Source organism: Naasia sp. SYSU D00948 (genome assembly GCF_017916515.1).
GTDB lineage: Bacteria > Actinomycetota > Actinomycetes > Actinomycetales > Microbacteriaceae > Naasia.
The window spans coordinates 1560773-1585764 of sequence record NZ_JAFMTA010000001.1 but is presented as its reverse complement, the minus strand read 5'-3'; the positions used below and the strand labels follow the sequence as shown (position 1 = coordinate 1585764).

Here is a 24992-nt window from a genome sequence, read left to right as displayed (position 1 = left end):
CCTCAATTGGGGCGCCCGAGGACAAATGTCGGACGCCCCCTTGACGATGAGGGCGGCACGTGCGCGCGGGCGAGCTCGGCGGGCCGGAGCGCGCCGTCCTCGGGCGTACGCGCTCACGGGACGCGGCAGGGCATGCTGGAGAGGCTTTCTTCCCCCGCGCCTCGTCCTTGGAGACCCCGTGCCGCTCACCGACCTGCCACTCGACGTCCTGCGCTCCTACCAGCCGGACGTCGAGGAGCCCACCGACTTCGACGCGTTCTGGGAGCGCACCCTGAGCGAGGCGCGCGCGGTAGGTGGCGAGGCGACCCGGCGGCCGGCCGCCACGCCCATCTCGGAGCTCATCGTCGAGGACCTCGAGTTTCCGGGCTTCGCGGGCGAGCCGATCCGGGGCTGGATCGTCCGCCCGCGCAGCGACCGTCCGCTGCCGGCCGTGATCGAGTACGTCGGCTACAACGGCGGCCGGGGTCTCGTCGGCGAGCGCCTGAACTGGCCGGTGAGCGGCTACGTGCACGTGCTCATGGACACCCGCGGCCAGGGCAGCGGATGGGGCACCGGGGGCGACACCCCGGACCCGTACGGCGCCGGCCCGGCCGTCGAGGGCTTCATGACGAGGGGCATCGAGAGCCCGGAGACGTACTACTACCGGCGGGTCTTCACGGATGCCGTCCGCCTGGTCGACGCGGTGCGCGGGTTCGACTTCGTCGACCCGGACCGCGTGGCGGTGACGGGGGTCAGCCAGGGCGGCGGCATCTCGATCGCGGTCGCCGGCCTCGTCCCGGACCTGGTGCGGGCGGCGATGCCCGACGTCCCGTTCCTCGCGCACTTCCGCCGGGCGGTGCAGGTGACGCCCGAGCGCCCCTTCACCGAGATCACGCGGTACCTGGCGACGCACCGCGACGTCGAGGACATCGTCTTCGGAACGCTGTCCTACTTCGACACGGTGAACTTCGCCCGGCGGGCGACGGTGCCGTCACTGTTCTCCGTCGCTCTCATGGACCCGATCGTGCTCCCTTCCACCGTGTACGCCGCCTTCAACCACTACGCGCACGAGGACCGCGAGATGGCCGTCTACCCCTACAACGGCCACGAGGGCGGCCAGCTCCACCAGTGGGTCCGCCAGGCGGAGTGGCTGCCTGCGCGCCTCAGCTGATCCGGTCCGTGCCCGCGGGTCGAACCGCCGACGTCAGGGCGCGAGCCGCGAGGCGAGGACCGGATCGCCGAGCAGCGGGGCGAAGACGAGCTCGGCGGCGCCGATGAGGAGGCGATCCTCGGCGAGCTCGGCCGCGCGCAGCTGCAGCTGCTCCGCGGTGGGCGGCAGCGTCTGCTCGGCGACGAGCTCCGCGAGCTTCTCGGGGTCGGAGGCCAGCAGCGTGGCGAGGAACCCGCCCAGCACGATGAGCGAGGGATTCAGCACGTTCGCGGCATTGCTGAGCGCCGTGCTGAGGATCCGCCGCTGCCGGTCCAGCTCCTCCGCGACGACGCTCTCGTCGCGGCTCTCGAGCAGCGCTCGCTCCAGCGTCGGCTCGTCCGCGGCCTCGAGTCCCGCCACGGCGAGGAGGCGCGCACGGCTGACCTCGTCCTCCAGCGATCCCGTGAGGCTGACGCGGTGGGCGGAGTCGGGGACGCCCGGTCGGTTGTGCCCGAACTCCCCCGCATAGCCTCCGACGCCGCGCAGAGGCCTGCCTCCCGCGATCACGCCGCCGCCGATCCCGCTGGCGCCGCCGTTGAGGTACACGAGGTCGTCGACGTCCCGCCCGACGCCGAAGAGGTGCTCGGCGAGCGCGCCGAGGCTGGCGTCGTTCTCCGCCATCGCGGGCACCCCGAGGGCGTCGCCCAGCATCTGGGCGATGGGGGCGTCGGTCCAGCCCAGATGGGGCGCGAGCCGCACGAGCCCGTCGCCGGCGCGCACCAGCCCGGGAACGGCCGCGCCGATGCCGGCGATCCGGCGGTCCGCGAGCGGCCCGCCCCGGAGGTCCTGCACGACATCCCGGACGATCTCGACGGTGTCCTCAGGGGTGACTGCGGAGGACACCGGGTGGCGCACCCGGTGCTCGACCAGCGCGCCGAGGCCGACGACGCCGATCGTCACCGCGTCGAGCTCGGGGTTGACCGCGAGGGCGACGACGCCGGGGTGCGGGTGAACCCGGGGCGAGGGACGGCCGACGCGGTTCGTGGCCTCGGGCTCCCCCTCGACGACGAGCCCGAGGGCGGCGAGCTCCGCGACGAGCGCCGCGACGGTGGACCGGTAGAGGCCGGTGGCCGCGGTGATCTGAGCCCGGGACGCCGCACGGCTCCGGTGCACGATGCGCAGCACCGTGGCGAGGTTGTTCCTCCTCAGCCGGTCGAGGTTGCTGCCCGAATTCGACACGTGCCAACCCTAGCGAGGCACGCTAATATGTGCACCGACGCAACATTTCCGAGAGACAAGGACGTCACGTGACTGATCTCACGCCCACCCGCGAGGACAAGTTCTCCTTCGGCCTCTGGACCGTCGGCTACAACGGGGCGGACCCGTTCGGCGGCCCCACCCGCGAGCACCTCGACACGGTGCACGTCGTGGAGAAGCTGGCCGAGCTCGGGGCCTACGGCCTCACCTTCCACGACGACGACCTCTTCCCCTTCGGCTCCTCGGACGAGGTCCGCCAGGGCGAGATCGACCGCCTCAAGCAGGTGCTCGCGGACACCGGCCTGATCGTTCCGATGGTCACCACCAACCTGTTCACCGCCCCGGTGTTCAAGGACGGCGGCTTCACCTCCAACGACCGCGCCGTCCGCCGGTACGCCCTCCGCAAGGTGCTCCGCAACATCGACCTCGCCGCCGAGCTGGGCGCGAAGACGTACGTCATGTGGGGCGGCCGCGAGGGCGCCGAGTACACGCACGCCAAGGACATCCGCCTCGCCCTCGAGCGCTACCGCGAGGCGGTCAACCTCCTCGGCCAGTACGTGACCGACAAGGGCTACGACATGCGCTTCGCGATCGAGCCGAAGCCGAACGAGCCCCGCGGCGACATCCTGCTGCCGACCCTCGGCCACGCGATCGCGTTCATCGAGACGCTCGAGCGTCCCGAGCTCGTCGGCATCAACCCCGAGGTCGGGCACGAGCAGATGGCGGGCCTGTCCTTCACCGCGGGCGTGGCCCAGGCGCTGTACCAGGGCAAGCTCTACCACATCGACCTCAACGGCCAGCGGGGCATCAAGTACGACCAGGACCTCGTGTTCGGCCACGGCGACCTGTACGACGCCTTCGCGCTCGTCGACCTCCTCGAGAACGGTGCGCCGCAGGGCGGCCCGTCCTACGACGGCCCGCGGCACTTCGACTACAAGCCGAGCCGCACCGAGGACGAGACCGGCGTGTGGGAGTCGGCGCGGGCGAACATGCGGAACTACCTGCTGCTCAAGGAGCGCGCCGCGGCCTTCCGCGCCGACCCCGAGGTCCAGGAGGCTCTCGCCGCCGCCCGCCTGACCGAGCTCGCACAGCCGACGCTGAACGACGGGGAGAGCTACGACCAGCTCCTCGCTGACCGCTCGGCGTGGGAGGACTTCGACCCCAGCGCGTACTACAACGGCCGCGGCTTCAACTTCATCCGGCTCCAGCAGCTGGCCACCGAGCACCTGCTCGGCGCCCGCGGCTGATCCATCACCCCTGACCTGCCCGCTCCTGCGGGTTCCACCACGGAACCTGCAGGAGCGGGCGGTTCACCGACCCGAAAGGGAGAGCGATGACGCTCGTCGCCGGTGTCGACTCCTCGACCCAGAGCTGCAAGGTCGTGATCCGCGACGCGGACACGGGAGCCGTCGTCCGGACTGGACGTGCGTCGCATCCCGAAGGGACCGCGGTGCCCCCCGCCGCCTGGTGGGACGCGCTGCTCACGGCGATCGCGGATGCCGGCGGCCTGGAGGACGTCGCCGCGATCTCGGTGGGCGGCCAGCAGCACGGCATGGTCGCGCTGGACGCGGACGGCCGCGTGGTCCGCGATGCGCTCCTCTGGAACGACACCCGCTCCGCCGGCGCCGCGCGCGACCTGATCGCCGAGGTCGGCGCCGAGGAGTTCGCCCGCCGGACAGGCACGGTCCCGGTCGCCTCGTTCACCGCGACGAAGCTGCGCTGGCTGCGCGACGCCGAGCCCGAGAACGCCGCGCGCGTCGCGGCCGTCGCCCTCCCCCACGACTGGCTGACGTGGCGCCTCCTCGGCTACGGGCCGGACTCGCCGCTCGGCCCGGACCTCACCGCCCTCGTCACCGACCGCTCCGACGCGAGCGGCACGAGCTACTGGTCGCCGACCACCGGCGACTACGACCGCGAGCTCCTCCAGCTGGCACTCGGACACGACGCGGTGCTCCCGCGCGTGCTCGCCCCGTCCGGGCGCGCCGGAGTGACGGTCGCCCAGACGGGCATCCCGGCCGGCATCGCCGTGGGCGCGGGAGCCGGCGACAACGCCGCCGCGGGCCTCGGCCTCGGTGCGGCAGCCGGCGACGCCGTCGTGTCGATCGGCACGAGCGGCACGGTGTTCGCCGTGTCCGACGTGCCCGCGCTCGACCCCACCGGCACCGTCGCCGGGTTCGCGAGCGCGAGCGGCGAGTTCCTGCCGCTCATCGCGACCCTCAACGCCGCGCGCGTGCTCGACGCGACCGCCCGGCTCCTCGGCGTCGATCACGGCGAGCTGGGGCGTCTTGCCCTCGCGGCGGAGCCCGGGTCGTCCGGTCTCGTCCTCGTGCCCTACTTCGAGGGCGAGCGCACGCCGAACCTGCCCGACGCGACGGCGTCCCTGCGCGGCATGACGCTCCGCTCGACGACGCGCGAGAACCTTGCTCGCGCCGCCGTGGAGGGTCTCCTCTGCGGGCTCGCGGACGGGCTCGACGCCCTGCGCGCGGTCGGCGTCCGCGAGCGCCGGGTGCTCCTGATCGGCGGCGCGGCGCAGAACCCGGCGGTGTCGGCGGTCGCCGCTCAGGTCTTCGACGCCCCCGTCGAGGTGCCGGAGCCCGGCGAGTACGTGGCGGCGGGCGCGGCGGTGCAGGCGGCCTGGATGCTGACCGGCACGCGGCCGCAGTGGCCGCTCACGGTCACCGCGCGGCCGGAGCCCGACACGCGACCGGAGATCCGCCGCCAGTACACGGCGGCCGCCACCGCCTGAGCGCCACCTTCCGGCTGCGTCCCGGTCGGCAGCCGCGGTCGCGCAGGCAGGGAGTTCAGGGGGCGGAGACGCTGCGCGCAAGCTGCGCGCCTGCGGCCTCCAGCCAGCGCTCCGGCTCCCCCATCGCGGCCGCCGGGCTTCCGGACAGCTCCGTCAGAGAGACCGCCGCGGTGAAGCCCGACGGGTCGGCGGCGATCCTGCCCGCGACGAGCGCCGCGGGGACGCCGGTCGTCGCTGCGAGCTCCGCCACATGGCTCGGCACCTTGCCCGCGGCCGACTGGCCGTCGTAGGAGCCCTCACCGGTGATCACGAGGTCCGCCCGCGCGATGCGCGCCGCGAGGTCGAGCGCATCGCCGACGGCGGCCGCCCCGGACGCGAGGGCGGCGCCCCAGGCGAGCAGCGCGAACCCCGTCCCTCCCGCGGCTCCGGCACCGGGCGAGGCGGGGTCGGCGGGAAGGAGCCCGGACAGGCGCGCGAGGCCTTCGTCGAGCTCCGCCACCTGCTGAAAGTCGGCGCCCTTCTGCGGCCCGAACACGGCGGCCGCCCCGGTGGGGCCCAGCAGGGGATTCGTGACGTCCGAGAGCACCGTCGCTCCGCCGGGGGGAAGGGGCCGCAGGCCGGAGAGATCGACCTCCGCGAGCTGCGCGAGTCCACGTCCGCCGAGCGGGACGGGCCGTCCCTCAGGGCCGAGGAAGCGCGCGCCGAGGGCCGTCAGCGCGCCCGTGCCGCCATCGGTGGACGCACTGCCGCCGATCGCGAGCAGCAGCCCGTCCACGCCCGCGTCGAGCGCTGCGGCGATGAGGCGGCCGAAGCCGTAGGTGTGCGCGTCGAGTGGCGCCAGGGGATCGAGCAGAGTGATCCCGGAGGCGAGTGCGAGCTCGACGGCGCCCACGGTCCCCCGGTTCGCCGAGGCGGGCAGCAGGAGCCACTCGGCGTCGACGAGGCCATGGCCGTCCTGGCCGACGGGCCCCTCGACCGTGAGCGGGACGCGCCGTGCGCCCGGCACCGCCGTCGCGAGGGCGTCGAGCGTCCCCTCGCCGCCATCCGCCATCGGAGCGGGATCGAGCTGGTCATGGGGCCGCACCGAGCGCCAGCCCCGGGCGAGCGCGAGAGCGGCGGTCGCAGCGGAGGCGCTGCCCTTGAACGAGTCGGGTGCGAGAACGATGCGCATCCCGGGCAGGCTATTGGATGCCGGGGCGCGAGGAAAACGATTACCGCCCCGCGGTCCCCGGGACGGCGCTCGGAAACGAGAACGCCCCGGCTCGAGGAGCCGGGGCGTTCTCTCGGGGCTTCCGCGTCAGCGTCCGCCTCTCCGCTTGCTCAGCACGTCGAACGCGACGGCGGCCAGGAGCACCAGGCCCTTGATCGCCTGCTGCCAGGCCGCGTCGACCGCGAGGATCGACAGGCCCTGGTTGAGCACGCCCATGACGAGACCGCCGATGACCGCCCCGACCACGGTGCCGACGCCGCCCTGGACGGCCGCGCCGCCGATGAACACGGCCGCGATGGCGTCCAGCTCGAAGCTGGTGCCCGCGGAGGCCACGGCGCTTCCGGCTCGCGCCGTGCTGACCACGCCTGCGAGACCGGCCAGGACGCCCATGTTCACGAAGATCCAGAAGTTGACCCACTTGGTCTTCACGCCGGACATCATGGCGGCGAACAGGTTGCCGCCCATCGCGTACACATGCCGGCCGAACACCGTGCGATTCAGGATGAAGGTGTAGACCACGACCAGCGCGGCGAGGATCAGCAGGATGATCGGCAGCCCGCGGCTGTAGGACAGCAGGTAGCCGACGTACATGATCGCCACGACGGCGATGATGATCTTCGCCCAGAACGACACCGGCTTCTCCACGGGCAGGTCGAGACGCCGCTGCGCCGCCCGCTCACGGAGCTGGAGCAGGACGACGACGACGCTCGCCGCCGCCGCGACCCCGAGGGTGATGAGGTCCGGCTCACCGGCCTTCGGCAGGGCACCGGAGCCGATCGCGACGAACGGCGCGGGAAGCCCGCTGATGGTGCCGCCGGTCAGCAGCACGAGCGCGAGGCCGCGGAACAGGAGCATGCCGGCCAGGGTCACGATGAATGCCGGAATGCCCACGAAGGCCACCCAGAATCCCTGCCAGGCGCCGATGATCGCACCCACCACGATGGAGAGGATCACCGCGCCCCACCACGGGAGACCCCAGTCGATCATCGAGATCGCCGCGATCGCGCCGACCACGGCGACGACCGAGCCGACCGACAGATCGATGTGCCCCGCGACGATGACGATCACCATGCCGATCGCGAGGATCAGCACGTAGGCGTTCTGCTGGATGAGGTTGTTGACGTTGCCCGGGAAGAGGAGCCGGCCACCGGTCAGGATCTGGAAGAGGACGACGATGACCAGCAGCGCCGCGAGGATCCCGTATGCCCGCAGGTCCACGCCGAGGCGCAGACGCCGGCGCGGCGTCTGCGCGGCGTTCGGATCCTTCGCCTGGACCGGTGTGGTGGTGGTCATGAGCTCAGTCCTTTCCTGCGGTCATGTAGTGCATGAGCTTCTCCTGGGTGGCTTCCTCACGCGGGACCTCCCCGGTGATCCGTCCCTCGGAGATCGTGTAGATGCGGTCCGCGAGGCCGAGAAGCTCGGGAAGCTCCGAGGAGATGACGATGACCGCCTTGCCCTCCGCGGCCAGCGCGTTGATGATCCCGTAGATCTCGTACTTCGCGCCGACGTCGATCCCTCGCGTCGGCTCGTCGAGGATCAGCACATCCGGACCCGAGTAGATCCACTTGCTGAGCACGACCTTCTGCTGGTTGCCGCCCGACAGCTTCCCCGTGATGGCGGCGACCGTCGGGGCCTTGATGTTCATCTGCGTCCGATACGAGTCGGCCACCTTGTACTCGCGGTTCCGGTCGATCACGCCCCGCTTGGCGAGCTTGGCGAGCGCGGCCGCCGACACGTTGACCGTGATGTCCCCGATGAGGTTGAGCCCGTACCGCTTGCGGTCCTCGGTGGCGTACGCCAGTCCGTTGCGGATGGCCTCGTCGACGGTGCGTGCCGTGATCTCCTTGCCGTCCTTGTAGAGGCGGCCGCTGATGTCCGTCCCGTACGAGCGTCCGAAGATGCTCATCGCCAGCTCGGTCCGCCCCGCTCCCATCAGTCCCGCGAAGCCGACGATCTCGCCCGCCCGCACCGTGAAGGAGGCGTTGTCGATGACCTTCCGCTCGGGGTGCACCGGGTGATGGACCGTCCAGCCCTCCACCCGGAACTTCTCCTCACCGATCCTCGGTTCCCGGGGCGGGAACAGGTTGTCGAGCGGACGCCCGACCATCGAGCGGATGATGCGCCCCTCGGTCGCGTCGGGCCCCTTCATCGAGAACGTCTCGATCGTCTTGCCGTCCCGGATGATCGTCACCGTGTCCGCGATCCGCCGGATCTCCTTGAGCTTGTGGGAGATGATGATCGCGGTGATCCCCTGCTTGCGCAGGTTGTCGATCAGTCCGAGCAGATGCTCGGAGTCCTCGTCGTTCAGCGCCGCGGTCGGCTCGTCGAGGATGAGCAGCTTCACCTCCTTCGAGAGCGCCTTCGCGATCTCGACGAGCTGCTGCTTGCCGACGCCGATGTCGTGGATCTTGGTCGCGGGGTTCTCATTGAGGCCGACGCGCTCCATGAGCAGCGCCGCCTCGCGATTGGTCTTGTTCCAGTCGATGACGCCGTTCTTCTGGATCTCGTTGCCGAGATAGATGTTCTCGGCGATCGAGAGGTACGGGCTCAGCGCGAGCTCCTGATGGATGATCACGATGCCGTCGTGCTCGCTGTCGTTGATCGACCGGTAGGCCGCCTCGTGACCGTCGAACTCAATGGTCCCGCCGAACGTGCCGTGCGGGTAGACCCCGCTGAGCACCTTCATCAGGGTCGACTTGCCGGCCCCGTTCTCGCCGCAGATCGCATGCACCTCGCCGCGACGCACCTCGATCGAGACCCCGTCGAGGGCTTTGACCCCGCTGAAGTCCTTCGTGATGTCCCGCATCCTGAGGATGACGTCGTCGTCGCTCACCCCATCGCTCCTTCTACTACGCCCTGCATTCGCCGTCGATCGGAAGGCAGCGGCCGGCGGCACGTGCGCCGCCGGCCGCTCCCTGCTCAGGAGAGTCCGACGTCCGCCGGGTCGAGGAAGCCCGACTCGATCAGGACCGGCTCCACGTCCTCCTTCACGACCACCTGCGGGTCGAGCAGGTAGGAGGGCACGACCTTGACGCCGTTGTCGTACGTCTCGGTGTCGTTCACCTCCGGCTCCTCGCCGGCCGTCAGGGACTTGATCATCTCGTGCACCCGCTTGCCGAGCTCACGGGTGTCCTTCCAGACGGTCATCGCCTGCTCGTCGTTCAGGATCGCCTGGACGTTCGCCTTGTCGGCGTCCTGGCCGGTGATGAGGGGCCAGTCGACTCCGGGCTGGTACCCCGCCGACTTCAGCGACGCCTCGATGCCGAGCGCCAGGCTGTCGTTCGGGGAGAGGACCACCTCGACCTTCTGGCCGCCGGTGTAGAACGACTGGAGCCGGTTGTCCATCTCGTCCTGAGCGTCCTGCGAGCCCCAGCCCAGGATTCCGATCGACTTCCAGTCGTCGTTCGTGGCCGAGAGCTTGCCCGACGGGATCACGAGCTGGCCGCTCTCCACGTAGGGCTGAAGGACGTCCCACGCGCCCTGGAAGAAGAACCCGGCGTTGTTGTCGTCGGGGCTGCCGGCGAAGGGCTCGAAGTTGTACGGACCTTCGCCGTCGGCGAGCCCCAACTCCTCCTCGATGAACTGACCCTGCAGCTGACCCACCTGGTAGTTGTCGAAGGTGGCGTAGTAGTCGACCGCCTCGGTGCCGGTGAGCAGGCGGTCGTAGGCGATGATCGTGATGTCCTGGCTGGCCGCATCCTCCAGGACGGGGCCCAGCGTGGCAGCGTCGATCGCGGCGACGACGAGGATCTGCGCGCCACCCGCGACCTGGTTCTGGATCTGGGTGATCTGCTGCTCGGTCCGGTTGTCGGCGTACTGCAGGTCGACGGTGCAGCCGTCCTCCTCGAGGAGCTGCTGCAGATTCTCGCCGTCGTTGATCCAGCGCTCGAGGCTGCGGGTCGGCATCGAGATGCCGACGTTGCAGTCCGCGCCTCCCTCGCCGCCCTCACCGCCGCCGCCACCGGCCGGGGCGCCGGGAGGGGCGCAGGCGGCGAGCGAGGCGAGGACGCCGCCGGCGACGAACATCGTCGCGAGCTTCTTCACTGTGAACATTGGGAGCAGGTTCCCTTCGTGGATGTGTCAGGTCTGAGCCGGTGGCCCTCCGTGCACCGCTGGGCTGTGGAGGGTCACCACTCGGTTCGCGCGGTCTCGGGGCGTCGCGACAGGGCGGCCCGCGGGAGGCAGGGGAAGTCCCCTCCTCGGGCAGGCAACACCTCGTCGTGGCGCCCTCGGAACGGGGAGCGCCCGCGTCGGCGCTGTGCCGACTCCCAGAACTTATGACCGCCCGGGACGTCGCGCAACGGCCGTGACCGAACCGTGTCCGACCGACTGCGGGGGTGTCAGATCCCCCGGGCCAGCCGGTAATATGCCGCATTCCAGCGGACGGCGTCCTGGAAGCCGTGAGGCGTCGTCGACTCGTCGATGACCAGCAGCTCGGTCCTCGCCATCTCGGCGAAGTCGCGGAACGCGTCCACCCCGACAGCGGTCGACATCACCGTGTGGTGGGCAGCTCCGGCGGTCAGCCAGGCCGCTGCGCTGGTGCGGAAGTCGGGGGCCGGCTTCCAGACCGCGTGCCCGACGGGGAGCTTGGGCATGGGCTCGGGCAGCTCCACGTTCTCCACCACGTTGGCGACCAGCCGGAAGCGGTCCCGCATGTCGCTCATCGCCACGACGACCGCCGGCCCGGGGTCCGCCGTGAACACGAGGCGCACCGGGTCGGCCTTCCCGCCGATGGCGAGCGGATGGATCTCGAGGCTGGGCCGGGAGGTCGTGAGGCCGGGGCTGACCTCGAGCATGTGCGCGCCGAGGATGAGCTCGTTGCCCGGCTCGAGGTGGTAGGTGTAGTCCTCCATGAGGCTCGCGCCGCCCGGGAGCCCCGTCCCCATGACGTTCGCGACCCGGACCAGGATCGCGGTCTTCCAGTCCCCCTCCGCGCCGAACCCGTAGCCCTCCGCCATGAGCCGCTGCACCGCGAGGCCGGGCAGCTGCGGCAGCGAGCCGAGGTCCTCGAAGCTCGTGGTGAACGCGCCGAACCCGCCGCCCTCGAGGAACGAGCGCAGGCCGAGCTCGATGCGAGCGCCGTCCCGGAGCGACCCGTGCCGCTCGCCGCCCCGGCGCAGCTCGGGCACGACGTCGTAGAGCTCCTCGTACTCCGCGACGAGCGCATCGACCTCGGAGTCCGCCGCCGCGTTCACGGCGGCCGCGAGCTCGTTCACGCCCCAGGTGTTCACCTGGACGCCGAACTGCAGCTCCGCCTCCGTCTTGTCACCCTCGGTCACCGCCACGTACCGCATGTTGTCGCCGAAGCGCGCGAGCCGGAGCGAGCGGGCCGCCGCGAATCCGGCGGCCGCGCGCGACCACGTCTCCACCTCCGCCCGCACGCGGATGTCGGACACGTGCCCGACGACCGTCTTTCGGGCGACGCCCAGGCGGGTCTGGATGTACGCGAACTCCCGGTCGCCGTGCGCGGCCTGGTTGAGGTTCATGAAGTCGAAGTCGATGCTCGACCAGGGCAGGTCCACGTTCGCCTGCGTGTGCAGATGCAGCAGCGGCTTGCGCAGCGAGTCGAGCCCCGTGATCCACATCTTCGCCGGGGAGAACGTGTGCGCCCACGCGATCACGCCGATGACGCGGTCGTCCGCGTTGGCGGCGAGGGCCGCCCGCCGGATCGCGTCCGTGTCGGTGAGCACGGGCTTCCAGACGAGCTCCACGGGCAGGGCCGCGCCGAGCTCCTCGGCGATGCGGGTCGACTGCTCGGCCACCTGGCGGAGCGTCTCCTCGCCGTAGAGGCCCTGGCTGCCGGTGAGGAACCAGACCTGGTGGGCGGCGAGGTCGGGGGTGATCGAGGGCATGGTTCTCCTTCTCGTCGAAGCGTCGGTCAGAGCGCGTCCACCGCGGAGCGCTCGACCGGGAGCCCTGCGCGGTAGCGGTCGAGGAATGCGGCGAAGCCGGTCACGTCGACGGGATCGGGGTCGACCGTGTCGACCGCGGAGCCGGCGAACACTTCCTCCCTCAGGTACGTGTCGAGGTCGATGCCCTGCGCGTCGCCCTTCTCGGCGGCGGAGACGTAGGCGGCGAGCACCGCGATGCCCCAGGCTCCGCCCTCAGCCGCCATGTGCGCGACGGCGACGGGTGCCCGGAGCGCCCCCGCCAGGAAGCGCTGGGCGACGCCCGCGGTGCGGAACATGCCCCCGTGCGCCATCATCCGGTCGAGCACGACTCCCTCCGCCTCCAGCACCCGCATCCCGAGGGCGAGCGCACCGAAGGCCCCGTAGAGCTGGGCCCGCACGAAGTTCGCGAGCGTGAGCCGGCTGTCCGGGGTCCGCACGACGAGCGGCCGCCCCTCGTCGAGCCCCAGGATCGGCTCGCCGGCGAGCGTGTTGTAGGCGAGGAGACCGCCCGCGTCCGCGTCGCCCTGCAGGGCCTCCCGGAAGAGGGCCTCGTACACCGCGTCGCCGTCCGCAGAGGCGCCGACGGCCTCGGCGAAGCGGCCGAAGATCCCGGCCCAGGCGCCGAGCTCGCTCGCGCCGTTGTTGCAGTGCACCATCGCGACCGCGTCGCCCGCGGGCGTCGTGACGACGTCGAGCTCCCGGTGGATGCCCGCGATCGGGCGCTCGAGCACGACCATTGCGAAGATGCTCGTCCCCGCGCTCACATTGCCGGTCCGCGGGGCGACCGCGCTCGTCGCCACCATGCCGGTGCCCGCGTCCCCCTCGGGCGGGCACAGGACGGCGCCGGGCTGCAGCGTCCCCGACGGGTCCAGGAACGCGGCGCCCTCCGGGGTCAGGGTCCCGGCCGGCTGCCCGGCGACGAGCACGTCCGGCAGCAGCTCGCGGAGCCGCAGTCCCGGCACGGTCTCCGCCACGAGCTCGTCGAAGCGCGTGAGGAGCTCGGCGTCGTAGTCGGCGGTCGCCACGTCGATCGGGAACATGCCCGAGGCGTCGCCGACGCCGAGCACGCGCCGGCCCGTGAGGCGCCAGTGCACGTATCCGGCGAGCGTGGTGAGGAAGCGCACGCGGGGCACGTGGGGCTCGGAGTCGAGGACCGCCTGGTAGAGGTGCGCGACCGACCAGCGCAGCGGGATGTTCGTCCCGAACAGCTCCGTCAGGGCGTCGGCCGCTCGGCCGGTCGTCGTGTTCCGCCAGGTGCGGAAGGGGACGAGGAGCTCGTCGTCGGCGCCGAAGGCGAGGTAGCCGTGCATCATCGCGGAGACGCCGAGCGCCGCGAAGCTGGCGGGGCGGACGCCGTAACGGCGCTCGGCATCGGCGGCGAGGTCGGCGTACGCCGCCCGGAGGCCCGTCTCGACGTCCTCGAGGGAGTAGGTCCACATCCGCTCGGCGAAGCGGTTCTCCCACTCGTGGCTGCCGGCCGCGATCACGACGGCGGGCGAGTCGCCGAGGAGGACCGCCTTGATGCGCGTCGACCCGAGCTCGATGCCGAGAGTCGCCCGTCCCGCGACGATGGCGTCCCGGGCGGCGGCCGTTCCGTCGTCGGCGCTCATCGGCGGTCGTCCCCCTGCTGGCCGTAGACGTTCTGATACCGGTGGAAGAGCGCGTCGATCGCCTCCTGCGGGATCGGCAGCGGCTCGCCGAGCTGGCGGGCGATGTGCACGCTGCGCGCGACATCCTCGACCATGACCGCCGCCTTGACGGCATCTTTCGCGCTCGAGCCGATCGTGAACGGGCCGTGGTTCTGCATGAGCACCGCCCGCGAGCGGTGGCCGCGCAGCGTCTCCACGATGCCGCGCCCGATGGAGTCGTCGCCGATGATCGCGAACGGGCCGATGGGGATCTCGCCGCCGAACTCGTCGGCCATCGCGGTGATCACGCACGGGATCGGCTCGCCCCGCGCCGCCCAGGCCACCGCGTAGGTCGAGTGCGTGTGCACGACGCCGCCCACCTCCGGCATGTTCCGGTAGACGTAGGCGTGCGCGGCGGTGTCGCTCGAGGGCGCGTTCTCACTGCCCGGGGTGCCGGGGACGACGTTGCCGTCGAGGTCGCAGAGGATCATGTTCTCGGGCGCGAGGTCGTCGTAGCTCACACCGGACGGCTTGATGACGAACAGGTCGGCACCGGGGACCCGTCCGGAGACGTTGCCGCCGGTCCAGATCACGAGGCCCCAGCGGATCAGCTCGGCGTGCAGGCGCGCTACGTCGTGGCGCTGGCGCGCGATCGCCGCCTCGACCTCGGGGGAGAACGCGCTCACGGCCCCGCCGGTCCGTGCCGCCGGCACCTTCGAGTTGCTGCCCGCGGGCCCGTCGGTCGGCTGATGCGTTCTCGCGCTCACGGAGACCTCTTCGTCGATCGGATGTGAACGGTCACATGACCGTCGCCATCCTAGGCGCCCGTCTCCCGCCGGTGTCAACCGCTCGCGGGCACCGGGGGCGTCAGCATGAGGCGGCCGCCGTCGAGGACCGGACCACGAGCTCCGGGGCGATCGACCCGCTGTACGTGCGGCCGTCCTCGAGCTCACCGAGCAGCCGGATCACGCAGCGGCGGCCGAGCTCGCCGAAGTCCTGGCGCACGGTCGTGAGAGCGGGAGCGAAGTGGCGGGCCTCGGGCATGTCGTCGAAGCCGACGACGCTGACGTCGCCGGGGCAGTCGAGGCCTGCCTCGCGCACCGCGTGCAGGACGCCGAGCGCCATCTGGTCGTTGCCGGCGAAGACCGCGGTGACCCCGCCCTCCGCGAGCAGGGCCTGGCCCGCTCGGTAGCCCGAGTCGGCCGTCCAGTCCCCCGCGCTGATCTCGCCGCTGGGGACGCCCCAGTCGGCCAGCTCGGCGAGGAAGCCGCGCATCCTGCCCTCGGCCTCCATCCAGTCGGGCGGCCCCGACACGTGGCGGATGCGGCGGTGACCCAGGTCGAGCAGGTGACGGGTGGCGAGGCGCGCGCCCGCGATCTGGTCGACCGACACCGAGTGCGACTCGTCGGCGCCCGCGGACTGCAGCGTCACGTAGGGCACCCGGCTCGCGAGGGACGAGATCGCGGTGGAGACGCGGGCCTGGGGCGCGATCACGACGAGCCCCTCGACGGCCTGGTCGAGGAGGTGATCGAGAGCGGCGGCGATGGCCTGCGGCTCGGTCGAGGGGAGGTTGGCGGTGACGACCGAGTACCCGGCGGCGCGGGCGGCGGCCTCGATGGCGACGATGCTGCTCGAGGGCCCGTAGTGCATCCGGTCGGAGGTGAGGATGCCGATCGTGCGCGAGCGGCTCGTGACGAGCACCCGCGCGGCCCGGTTCGGGCGGTACTGCAGCCGGCCCATGGCGTCGAGCACCCGAGCGCGCGTCTCGTCGCGGATGCTCGGCGAGTCGTTCAGGACGCGGGACACCGTCTGGTGCGAGACCCCGGCCAGGCGCGCGACGTCGCGGATGCTCGCGGGCCTGCGGTCCGTGCCATCGACGGTCACGGCACCAGTATGGCCGCGATGTGACACTGTCACATCGCGGTGCGCGTCCCCGCTCCCGCCGCTCGGCGGCGCCGTCAGGAGCGAGGCAGCGCCTGCTCCAGGTCCTCGAGGAGGTCGTCGACGTCCTCGATGCCGACCGAGAGCCGCAGGATGTTCGGCGCGACCTCGAGCGGAGTCCCGCGGACCGACGCGTGCGTCATCTCCGCCGGGTACCCGATCAGCGACTCGACGCCGCCGAGCGACTCGGCGAGCTGGAAGAGCTTCGTCGACTCGGCCATGGTGCGCGCCGCCTGCTCGCCGTCCTTGAGCGCGATCGACAGCATCCCTCCGAACGACGTCATCTGCCGCGCCGCGAGCTCGTGCCCGGGATGCGTCGGGAGACCGGCGTAGTAGACGCGCTCGATCTTCGGGTGCTCCGCGAAGTGCTCGGCGACCGCCAGCGCGTTCTTCGAGTGGCGCTCCATCCGGACGCCGAGCGTCTTGATGCCGCGCACCGTGAGCCACGCCTCCATGGGCGCGAGCACGGCGCCGGCGGCGAACTGCAGGAAGCGGACCTTCTCCGCGAGCTCCTCGTCGCTCGTCACGACCGCGCCGCCGAGGACATCCGAGTGGCCCCCCAGGTACTTCGTCGTCGAGTGCACGACGACGTCGGCGCCGAGCTCGAGCGGACGCTGCAGCGCGGGCGACGCGAACGTGTTGTCGACCACGACGAGCGCGCCGGCCTCCTTGCCGATCTCGGCGAGCGCCGCGATGTCGGTGATCTTCATGAGCGGGTTGCTCGGCGTCTCGACCCACAGCACCTTGGTGCTCCCCTGCCGGACGGCCGCGCGGATCTGGTCGAAGTCGCTCATCTCGACCGGGTCCACCTCGACGCCCCACGGGCCGTGGACGCGCGAAATCAAGCGGTGCGTGCCGCCGTACACGTCGTTGCCCAGGACGACGTGGTCGCCGGGACGGAGGACCGCGCGCAGAAGGGCGTCCTCCGCTGCGAGCCCCGAGGAGAAGGCGACGCCGTGGCTGCCGCCTTCGAGCGCCGCGAGCAGGGTTTGCAGCGAGTCGCGAGTCGGGTTGCCGGAGCGGGCGTACTCATAGCCCCCGCGCAGCCCGCCGATGCCGTCCTGGACGAACGTCGAGGTCTGGTAGATCGGCGGGACCACGGCGCCGGTGGCCGGGTCGAACTCCTGGCCGGCGTGGATGGCACGGGTGTCGAAGCGGGAGGACATGGATTCCCTCGGATCAGGCGGACAGGAAGGATAGGAGGTCGGAGCGGGTGAGCACGGCGATCGGCTTGCCGCCCTCGGTCACGAGCAGGGCGTCGGAGGCGACGAGCGCTGTGCGCGCCACGGCGACGCTCTCCCCGGCACCGATGAGACCCGGACGGGGACCGACGACGCCGCCCACGGGGTCGTCGAGCTGCACGCGGCCGCCGAACACCAGGTCGAGCAGGTGCTTCTCGTCGACGGCGCCGAGCACCTCTCCCATCACGACGGGCGGGTCCGCGGCGAGGACGAGGACCTGGGCGACGCCGTGCTTCTCCATGGTCGCGATCGCGTCGCGGACGGTCGTCCCCGGGCTCACGTAGACGAGATCCGGGACGGAGCCGGTCCTCCCGGTGAGGACGTCGCGGACGGTGCTCTCCTGCTCCTCGACCCCGGCGAACCCGTAGGAGCGCATCCACTCCTCGTTGAAGATCTTGCCGAGGTAGCCGCGGCCGCCGTCCGGCAGGAGCACCACGACCACGGCGTCGTCGGGAAGGTCCCGCGCGGCCTTGATCGCCGCGCTCACCGCGAGCCCGCTCGAGCCGCCGACCAGCAGGCCCTCCTCGCGCGCGAGCCGCAGCGTGAGGTCGAAGGACTCCGCGTCGGAGGAGGCGATGATGCGGTCGACGACGGACGGGTCGTACGCGGACGGCCAGAAGTCCTCGCCGACCCCCTCGACCAGGTAGGGCCGTCCCGTGCCGCCGGAGTACACGGATCCCTCCGGGTCCGCGCCGATGACCTGAACCGCGCCGCCCGAGATCTCCTTGAGGTAGCGACCCACACCCGTGATGGTGCCGCCCGTTCCCACGCCGGCCACGAAATGCGTGACGCGGCCCTCGGTGTCGGCCCAGATCTCGGGCCCGGTCGTCTCGTAGTGAGACAGCGGGCCGTTGGGGTTCGAGTACTGGTCGGGCTTGAACGCGCCGGGGATCTCGCGGGCGAGCCGGTCCGAGACGCTGTAGTAGGAGCGGGGGTCCTCGGGGGCGACCGCCGTGGGGGTGACGACGACCTCGGCCCCGTAGGCCTTGAGGACGTTGATCTTGTCCTCGCCGACCTTGTCCGGGAGGACGAACACGCAGCGGTAGCCGCGCTGCTGCGCGACGAGGGCGAGCCCCACCCCGGTGTTGCCCGAGGTCGGCTCGACGATGGTGCCGCCGGGCCGGAGGAGACCGCGGCGCTCGGCGTCGTCGATGATCCGGACCGCGATGCGGTCCTTGCTCGATCCACCCGGGTTCAGGTACTCGATTTTGGCGAGGATGGTGGCGCCGATCCCCTCGGTCACCCGGTTGAGGCGCACGAGCGGCGTGCCGCCGATCAGGTCGAGGACGGTGCGGGCGTACTTCATGGCTTTCGCTCTCGGTCGGGGCCCGGCTCGCCGGGCGAGCGCACGGGCAGGACGGATGTCGGCGCCTAGCGGCGAGGACAGCGGCACGTCGGAGAGCGCACGACCTCGAGTCTACCGGCGGCCCGGATCCGCATTACGTGCCCTTCCCCTGCGCTCAACAGGCAGCTTTGCGTCCAACAGCGTCGGAAGGGCCTCGGCAGCCTGTCGGCGGCGAAAGTGCCTGTTGAGCGAGAGGAAGGCCGGGCCAGGAGAAGGGGCGGGGTCAGGCCGACCGGGACTCCTGCTGCCCGGCGAGACGGCTGTAGAGGCCGCCGCGGCGGAACAGCTGCTCGGCGGTGCCGCTCTCCACGATGCGGCCCCGCTCGACGACGTGGATGACGTCGGCCTCCGCGACCGTGGAGAGGCGGTGGGCGATGGCGATCGTGGTGCGGCCGCGGGTGGCGGTGTCGAGTGCCGCCTGCACCGCCCGCTCGGACACCGAGTCGAGCGCGCTGGTCGCCTCGTCGAGGACGAGGACCGCCGGGTCCTTCAGGATGACGCGGGCGATCGCGATCCTCTGCTTCTCCCCGCCCGACAGCCGGTAGCCCCGCTCGCCGACCACCGTGTCGTAGCCCTCGGGGAACGACTCGATCGTCTCCGCGATGTTCGCGAGCTCGGCCGCGCGCCGCAGCTCGTCGTCGCCGGCGTCCGGCCGCGCGTACCGCAGGTTGTCCCGGATCGTCGCGTGGAACAGGTAGGTCTCCTGGCTGACGATGCCGATCTGCTCGCGCAGCGACTCCTGGGTCAGGTCCCGCACGTCGTGGCCCGCGAACAGCACGGCGCCCGAGCTGACGTCGTAGAGGCGCGGGATCAGGTAGGAGATGGTGGTCTTCCCCGCGCCCGACGGGCCGACGAAGGCGACGAACTGGCCGGGCTCCACCCGGAAGGACACGTCCTCGAGCGTCGGCCGCGCCGTGTCCGGCGTGCCGGGGTAGCGGAAGGTGACCGAGCGGAACTCGATGCGCCCGAGCGGATCGCGGGGGCCGAGCGCGACGGCGCCTGGCCGATCCCGGATCGCCGGCACGAGGTCGAGGTACTCGAAGATCCGCGCGAAGAGCGCGCCCGCGGTCTGCAGATCGAGCGCGACGCGCATGAGCCCGAGCAGCGGCCACATCAGCCGGGCCTGCACGGTCGTGAAGGCGACGATCGTTCCCGCGGTGATGTCCGCGCCGCCCTGGATCAGGTACGCCGAGACCAGGTAGACGACGGCCGGCACGATCGACAGGAAGATCTGCACGAGGGCCCAGAACCATTGGCCGCTCATCGCCTGGCGGACCTGGAGCCGGATCTGGGTGCGGTTCTCCTCCGCGTACCGCTCGTTCTCCGCGTCCGCGCGGCCGAAGCTCTTGGCGAGCAGGATCCCGGAGACGCTGAGGCTCTCCTGAGTGATGGCACTCATCTCGGACAGGGACTCCTGTGTCGCGGCCGCGATCTTCGCCCGTACCCTGCCCACCCGGCGCTGCGCGTACGCGAGCGCCGGAAGCAGGACCAGGGCGACGAGGGTGAGCTCCCAGCTGAGGAGCAGCATCGCGACGAACGCGGCGAGGACGGTGACGAGGTTGCCGATCACGCTCGAGATCGTGTTATTGAGGACACCGGCGACGCCTCCGACGTCGTTCTGCAGCCGGGACTGGATCACGCCCGTCTTCGTGCGCGTGAAGAACCCGAGCTCCATCCGCTGGAGGTGCTGGAAGAGCGAGACGCGGAGTGCGCCCATCACCCTGTTGCCGACGGACGCCGTCAGGTACGTCTGCCAGATGCCGAGGCCCGCCGAGGCCACCCAGATGAGGACCATGAGGCCGACCAGCTCGAGCAGCACCGGCAGGTCGGGCCCGCCGGGCGGGAACAGCCCCCGGTCGAACGCCTGCTGGGTGAGCAGCGGCGGCACCACGGTGAGCGCCGCGTCGATCAGGACCAGCGAGATGGTGAGCGTGAGGGTCGCCCGGTGCGGGGCGAACAGCGCCAGGATCCGGCGCAGCAGGTGCTCGATGCGCGGGGCCTCCGCGTTCACGGCGCGCTGCGCCTCCTCGTCGCGACCGGCGACCCGGCGCCGAGGCCGTCCCGCCTGTCCGAAGCTCACGCGAGTGAGCCTACGACCGGCCGCTGACACCCTCCTCACGCCCATCGTCGCACCCGTGCGGAGAGTCGCCCGCCCCACCCTGCCGCTTCCCCTAGCGCCGCCTTTCGAGCAGAAGTTACGATCCCGGAACCAACCACCGCTGGCATCGTTCCCACAGCAATCCCCCGCATCCGGAGTCCCCTTGTCGGAACCGCTCTCCCTTGCCCTCGTCGGCTTCTGGCACGTCCACGCCGAGGACTACGCCGCCCAGATCCGCGCCATGGAAGGCGCCGAGCTCGTCGCCGCCTGGGACGACGACGCCCTCCGCGGCCGCGACGGCGCGGACCGGCTCGGCATCCCGTTCACCGACGACCTCGACCAGCTCCTCGCGAGGGCCGATCTGGATGGGATCGTGGTCACCACCTCGACGGCAGCGCACACCGACGTGATCGGCCGCGCCATCGCCGCTGGGAAGCACGTGTTCACCGAGAAGCTGCTCGCTCCGACCGTCGCGGAGTGCGAGGCGCTCGTGGACGCGGCGCGCGAGATGGGCGTCCGGCTCGCCGTCTCGCTGCCCCGGCTGACGGAGGGCGCCACCGCGGCCATCGCCGCCGCCATCGAGGACGGATCGCTCGGCCGGGTCACCTACACCCGGGTGCGCCTCGCGCACGACGGCTCGGTCGCCGGCTGGCTCCCGCGCCGCTTCTACGAGCCGGCCGACGCCGTCGGCGGCGCGCTCACGGACCTCGGCTGCCACGCCGTCTACCTGACCCAGCACTTCCTCGGATCGCATCCCGAGACGGTCAGCGCCGTCTACTCGTCCGTCACCGGAGAGCCCCTCGAGGACAACGCGGTCGTCACGCTGCGCTACCCCGGCGGCGCGCTCGCCGTCGTGGAGGCGAGCAACGTCACCACTCCGGGCGCGTCCGCCATCGAGGTCCGGGGCACCCGCGGCTCGCTCGTCCTGGGGTTCGCCGGCCGCGGACTCCTCGCCAAGGGCGACGCGTTCTCGGGCGAGGAGTGGGTGGAGCTGCCCACGCCCGCCGACCGGCCGCTGCCGCTGGCGGCGTGGATCGCCGCCATCCGCGAGGGCCGGGACACCGACGAGAACACCGCCGCGGCCGTCGAGCTCACCCGGCTGGTGCAGGCCGCCAACCACGCCGCAGCAGCCGGCCGCACCCTCGACTACTCCGTTCCCGCCATCCACAGCACCTGAGAAGAAGGCCATGACCACCAGCACCAGGAAGATCCGCGTCGGACTCATCGGGGCCGGAGGCATCGCGGGCGCCCACGTGAAGGGCTACCTCGCGAATCGGGACACGACGGAGCTGGTCGCGATCGCCGACCCGGTCGCCGCCAACGCCGCCCGACGGGCGGAGCCGACGGGGGCCGCGACGTATGCGAGCTACACCGAGCTGCTGCAGGAGGCGGACATCGACGCCGTCGACATCTGCCTCCCCCACCACCTGCACAAGGACGCGATCGTCGCCGCAGCGAACGCCGGGAAGCACATCCTCTGCGAGAAGCCGCTGTGCCTCACCGAGGAGGAGGCGCGGGAGGTCCACGCCGCCGTCGAGCGGAGCGGTATGACCCTCATGTGCGCACACAACCAGCTGTTCTCGCCGCCGGTGGCGAAGGCGGTCGAGCTCCTGCGGAGCGGACTGCTCGGGGAGATCTACGAGGTCCGCACCACCGACAGCTTCTTCAACGACTTCAGCCCCGAGAACATGGGCTGGCGGGCGTCCGCGGCGACGAGCGGCGGCGGCGAGCTCATCGACACCGGCTACCACCCGACGTACCTGATGCTCGAGCTCGCGGGTGGGGAGCCGGTCGAGGTCGCCGCGATGCTCAGCACCCACCGCCTCCGCTTCATGGAGGGCGAGGACTCAGCACAGGTGCTCGTGCGCTTCGACAACGGCGTGCTCGGCACCCTGACCACCAGCTGGGCCTACATGCCGTCGTCGAACACCGAGCGCTTCTCCGTCGTCGGCGAGAAGGGCTCCCTCTTCAGCGACGGCCCGAATCTCTCCTACTCCCTGCGCTCGGGCGAGCGCGCGCTCCTCGAGTTCCCGCCGGTCGACGAGTTCGCCGCGGAGATCGCGCACTTCGCGCGCTGCCTCCTCGACGGGACGCGTCCGCTGCACAGCGAGAAGGAGGGGATCGAGGTGCTCGGCATCATCCTCGCCGCCTACGAGTCGGCGGCGTCGCACGCGTTCGCGCCCGTCCACAGCGCGACGAGCGCGGCCCTCGCCTGAGCACGTCCGACCTACCGCGGCCCCGGCACCCACGCGCCGCGGCGGCGGTGTTTCTCCTGGCCCGGTGGCGCAATCGTGCCCAAGTCGTTGGCTTCGGCGGCACCGCGCGGCCCTATCATCAGCGATGACGGCAGGAACGCGCCGCCGAGTTGCGGACCGGCAGGTCGGCACTTATAGTCGCCCTGTGTGGCAACGATGCCACATCCGACTGGCCGGAGCCGCAGGCGTCTCTGAAAGGGATGACGATGAAGCCACAGGTCGACCACCTCCCCCGGGCCATCCGCCAGCGCAAGGCCAACCGGCCATGACGGCGGTCGAGGATCGCGCGACCGCCGCCGTCAAGGAGGGCGAGGGCAAGAACCCCAAGCAGTCCCGCCTCAAGCCGCGCGACAAGTACAACAAGCGCGAGGCGATGGCGGGGTACCTGTTCGTCGCGCCGTGGGTCATCGGGTTCCTGGTCTTCACGCTCGGCGCGATGGTCTACAGCCTCGTCATCTCGTTCAGCGACTACGACCTCGCGACCGACACGGCCATCCCGAACGGCGGCGCCAACTACGCCGAGCTGTTCGAGGACCCCCGCGTGATGCTGGCCCTCGGCAACACCCTCTTCTACGCGATCATGGCGGTCCCGCTCGAGATCGCCTTCGCCCTGTTCCTGGCCATGCTGCTGAACCGCGTGGGCAAGGGCGCGGGCTTCTTCCGGACCATCTACTACCTGCCCAAGATGACGCCCTCGGTGGCGGCCGCCTCGGTCTTCCTCCTCCTGCTCAACGGCAACTTCGGAGCGATCAACCGGGCGCTCGCCGCGATCGGCATCCAGGGCCCGCAGTGGCTGACCGACCCCAACTGGGTGAAGCCGTCGATCGTGCTGATGACCCTCTGGTCGGTCAGCGGCACGATGATCATCTTCCTGGCCGCGCTCAAGAACGTCCCGAGGGACCTCTACGAGGTCGCGTCGCTCGACGGGGCGGGCAAGGTGCGCCAGTTCTTCAACATCACCATCCCGATGATCTCGGGCACGATCTTCTTCAACGTGCTCGTGCTCACGATCGCGGCGCTGCAGGTGTTCGACCAGGCGTTCCTGCTGTTCTGGCGCAACCAGACGAACGCCTCCCCCGACGCATCACTCTTCTACGCGGTCTACCTGTTCCAGCAGGCCTTCCGGAGCTTCAACTTCGGCTTCGCGGCGGCCATGGCGTGGCTGATCTTCGTGATCATCATGATCATCACGCTCATCCAGGTGAAGTTCGGAAACCGGTTCGTCTACTACGAGGGGGACAAGCGATGAGCACCAACGCGCCCATCGGCACCAGCCAGGCGACCGTCGACCCTCGGCTCCAGTCGGTCGGCATCCAGGAAGCCGGCGGGAAGTCGCCCGCGGCACCCGGGCGTCCGGTCAGGAGCGTCGTCGGGAAGGCCGTCCTGTGGGTCCTCCTGATCGGCTTCGCGATCCTGTTCATGTACCCGTTCGCGTGGCTGCTCTCCGCGAGCCTCAAGCCGCGGGGCGAGGTGTTCGACAACCGGCTGATCCCGAGGACGTTCCACCCGCAGAACTACGCCGAGGTGTGGGACAAGCTGCCGCTGCTCAACTGGGTGGGCAACAGCCTCCTGATCGCGGTGCTCGCGGCGGCGCTCGTGACGCTGTCGAGCTCGATCGTCGCGTTCGGCTTCGCCTACTTCAAGTTCCCGGGACGCGACCTGCTCTTCGGCCTCGTCCTCGCCAGCATGATGCTGCCCGGCGCGGTGACCCTGATCCCGGTCTACCTGATCTGGAACAACCTGGGTCTCGTCGGGACCAACATCCCCCTCTGGGGAGCGAACCTCTTCGGATCCGCCTTCTACATCTTCCTGCAACGCCAGTTCTTCCTCGGTCTGCCGCGGGAGCTGTTCGAGGCGGCGCGCGTGGACGGCGCGAGCTACTGGGGACTCTTCTGGCGGATCGCGGCCCCGCTGTCGATCCCGTCCTTCATCATCGTGTTCATCTTCGAGTTCCAGGCCAGCTGGAACAACCTGCAGGCACCGCTCATCTACCTGAACTTCGGGTCGATCGAGGGCTTCACGGTGCCGCTGGGCATCTCCTACGCGATGACCGCCTTCAGCCCCGGCAACGGCGGTCAGGGCGACTACCAGTGGGTCATGACGGCCGCGCTGCTGGTCACGCTCCCGATGCTGATCCTGTTCGCCTTCGGGCAGCGGTACTTCATCGAGGGCATCGCGACCCAGGGCCGCAAGGGCTGATCCGCCGCTCACCGAACGCCCCGGCACCGCTCCGGCGGGCCGGGGCGTTCGG

Annotated in this window: 19 protein-coding genes; 7 read left to right on the top strand and 12 right to left on the bottom strand. The window is 71.2% G+C overall.

What is annotated here, in order from left to right:
• The first annotated feature begins 178 nt into the window (after nucleotides 1-178).
• A complete protein-coding gene (locus J3P30_RS07505) occupies nucleotides 179-1150 on the top strand; it encodes an acetylxylan esterase (protein WP_210480342.1) in 972 nt (323 codons plus the stop codon).
• Nucleotides 1151-1183: 33 nt separating this feature from the next.
• On the opposite strand, the gene J3P30_RS07500 is transcribed toward J3P30_RS07505, so the two are convergent.
• Nucleotides 1184-2368, bottom strand: a complete 1185-nt coding sequence (locus J3P30_RS07500; RefSeq protein WP_210480341.1) for an ROK family protein — start codon at nucleotides 2366-2368, stop codon at nucleotides 1184-1186.
• Nucleotides 2369-2436: 68 nt separating this feature from the next.
• Here J3P30_RS07500 and xylA point away from each other — a divergent pair, with 68 nt between their 5' ends.
• Together xylA and xylB are read left to right on the top strand one after the other, a co-directional pair.
• Complete coding sequence (gene xylA, locus J3P30_RS07495; RefSeq protein ID WP_210480339.1) at nucleotides 2437-3633, top strand: xylose isomerase; 1197 nt, start codon at nucleotides 2437-2439, stop codon at nucleotides 3631-3633.
• Nucleotides 3634-3719: 86 nt separating this feature from the next.
• Complete coding sequence (xylB, locus tag J3P30_RS07490) at nucleotides 3720-5132, top strand: xylulokinase (protein ID WP_210480337.1); 1413 nt, start codon at nucleotides 3720-3722, stop codon at nucleotides 5130-5132.
• A 55-nt stretch (nucleotides 5133-5187) separates the two neighbouring features.
• On the opposite strand, the gene J3P30_RS07485 is transcribed toward xylB, so the two are convergent.
• The 11 genes from J3P30_RS07485 to J3P30_RS07435 form a co-directional block, all read right to left on the bottom strand.
• Complete coding sequence (locus J3P30_RS07485; protein WP_210480335.1) at nucleotides 5188-6303, bottom strand: glycerate kinase; 1116 nt, start codon at nucleotides 6301-6303, stop codon at nucleotides 5188-5190.
• A 126-nt stretch (nucleotides 6304-6429) separates the two neighbouring features.
• Nucleotides 6430-7635, bottom strand: coding sequence for a multiple monosaccharide ABC transporter permease (gene mmsB / locus J3P30_RS07480; RefSeq protein WP_210480333.1), 1206 nt, complete (start codon nucleotides 7633-7635; stop codon nucleotides 6430-6432).
• 4 nt (nucleotides 7636-7639) lie between these two features.
• The gene (gene mmsA, locus J3P30_RS07475) at nucleotides 7640-9148 is read right to left on the bottom strand and encodes a multiple monosaccharide ABC transporter ATP-binding protein (RefSeq protein ID WP_210481915.1); all 1509 of its coding nucleotides are present in this window, start codon (nucleotides 9146-9148) and stop codon (nucleotides 7640-7642) included.
• A gap of 113 nt (nucleotides 9149-9261) precedes the next feature.
• A complete protein-coding gene (gene chvE / locus J3P30_RS07470) occupies nucleotides 9262-10395 on the bottom strand; it encodes a multiple monosaccharide ABC transporter substrate-binding protein (protein ID WP_210480331.1) in 1134 nt (377 codons plus the stop codon).
• A gap of 287 nt (nucleotides 10396-10682) precedes the next feature.
• Nucleotides 10683-12194: an L-arabinose isomerase gene (gene araA / locus J3P30_RS07465; protein WP_210480329.1), complete on the bottom strand. Its 1512-nt coding sequence runs from the start codon at nucleotides 12192-12194 to the stop codon at nucleotides 10683-10685.
• A 26-nt stretch (nucleotides 12195-12220) separates the two neighbouring features.
• A complete protein-coding gene (locus J3P30_RS07460; protein WP_210480327.1) occupies nucleotides 12221-13843 on the bottom strand; it encodes a xylulokinase in 1623 nt (540 codons plus the stop codon).
• Entirely contained in the window at nucleotides 13840-14547 is a 708-nt protein-coding gene (locus J3P30_RS07455) for an L-ribulose-5-phosphate 4-epimerase (protein WP_210481914.1), read from the bottom strand. Before J3P30_RS07455 ends, J3P30_RS07460 begins: the two co-directional genes overlap by 4 nt.
• A 181-nt stretch (nucleotides 14548-14728) precedes the next feature.
• Nucleotides 14729-15745, bottom strand: coding sequence for a LacI family DNA-binding transcriptional regulator (locus J3P30_RS07450; protein WP_210480325.1), 1017 nt, complete (start codon nucleotides 15743-15745; stop codon nucleotides 14729-14731).
• Nucleotides 15746-15819: 74 nt separating this feature from the next.
• Nucleotides 15820-16968: a cystathionine gamma-synthase gene (locus tag J3P30_RS07445; protein WP_210480323.1), complete on the bottom strand. Its 1149-nt coding sequence runs from the start codon at nucleotides 16966-16968 to the stop codon at nucleotides 15820-15822.
• Between the two features lie 13 nt (nucleotides 16969-16981).
• Nucleotides 16982-18349, bottom strand: coding sequence for a cystathionine beta-synthase (locus tag J3P30_RS07440; protein WP_210480321.1), 1368 nt, complete (start codon nucleotides 18347-18349; stop codon nucleotides 16982-16984).
• Nucleotides 18350-18611: 262 nt separating this feature from the next.
• Nucleotides 18612-20513 (bottom strand): ABC transporter ATP-binding protein, encoded by a 1902-nt coding sequence (locus tag J3P30_RS07435; protein WP_210480319.1) that lies wholly within the window; start codon nucleotides 20511-20513, stop codon nucleotides 18612-18614.
• 136 nt (nucleotides 20514-20649) lie between these two features.
• Here J3P30_RS07435 and J3P30_RS07430 point away from each other — a divergent pair, with 136 nt between their 5' ends.
• From J3P30_RS07430 to J3P30_RS07415, 4 genes are all read left to right on the top strand, one after another.
• Complete coding sequence (locus tag J3P30_RS07430; RefSeq protein ID WP_210480317.1) at nucleotides 20650-21663, top strand: Gfo/Idh/MocA family protein; 1014 nt, start codon at nucleotides 20650-20652, stop codon at nucleotides 21661-21663.
• Nucleotides 21664-21673: 10 nt separating this feature from the next.
• The gene (locus J3P30_RS07425) at nucleotides 21674-22702 is read left to right on the top strand and encodes a Gfo/Idh/MocA family protein (protein ID WP_210480315.1); all 1029 of its coding nucleotides are present in this window, start codon (nucleotides 21674-21676) and stop codon (nucleotides 22700-22702) included.
• Between the two features lie 412 nt (nucleotides 22703-23114).
• Nucleotides 23115-23990: a carbohydrate ABC transporter permease gene (locus tag J3P30_RS07420; protein ID WP_246853127.1), complete on the top strand. Its 876-nt coding sequence runs from the start codon at nucleotides 23115-23117 to the stop codon at nucleotides 23988-23990.
• The gene (locus tag J3P30_RS07415; RefSeq protein WP_210480306.1) at nucleotides 23987-24940 is read left to right on the top strand and encodes a carbohydrate ABC transporter permease; all 954 of its coding nucleotides are present in this window, start codon (nucleotides 23987-23989) and stop codon (nucleotides 24938-24940) included. Before J3P30_RS07420 ends, J3P30_RS07415 begins: the two co-directional genes overlap by 4 nt.
• Nucleotides 24941-24992 lie beyond the last annotated feature (52 nt).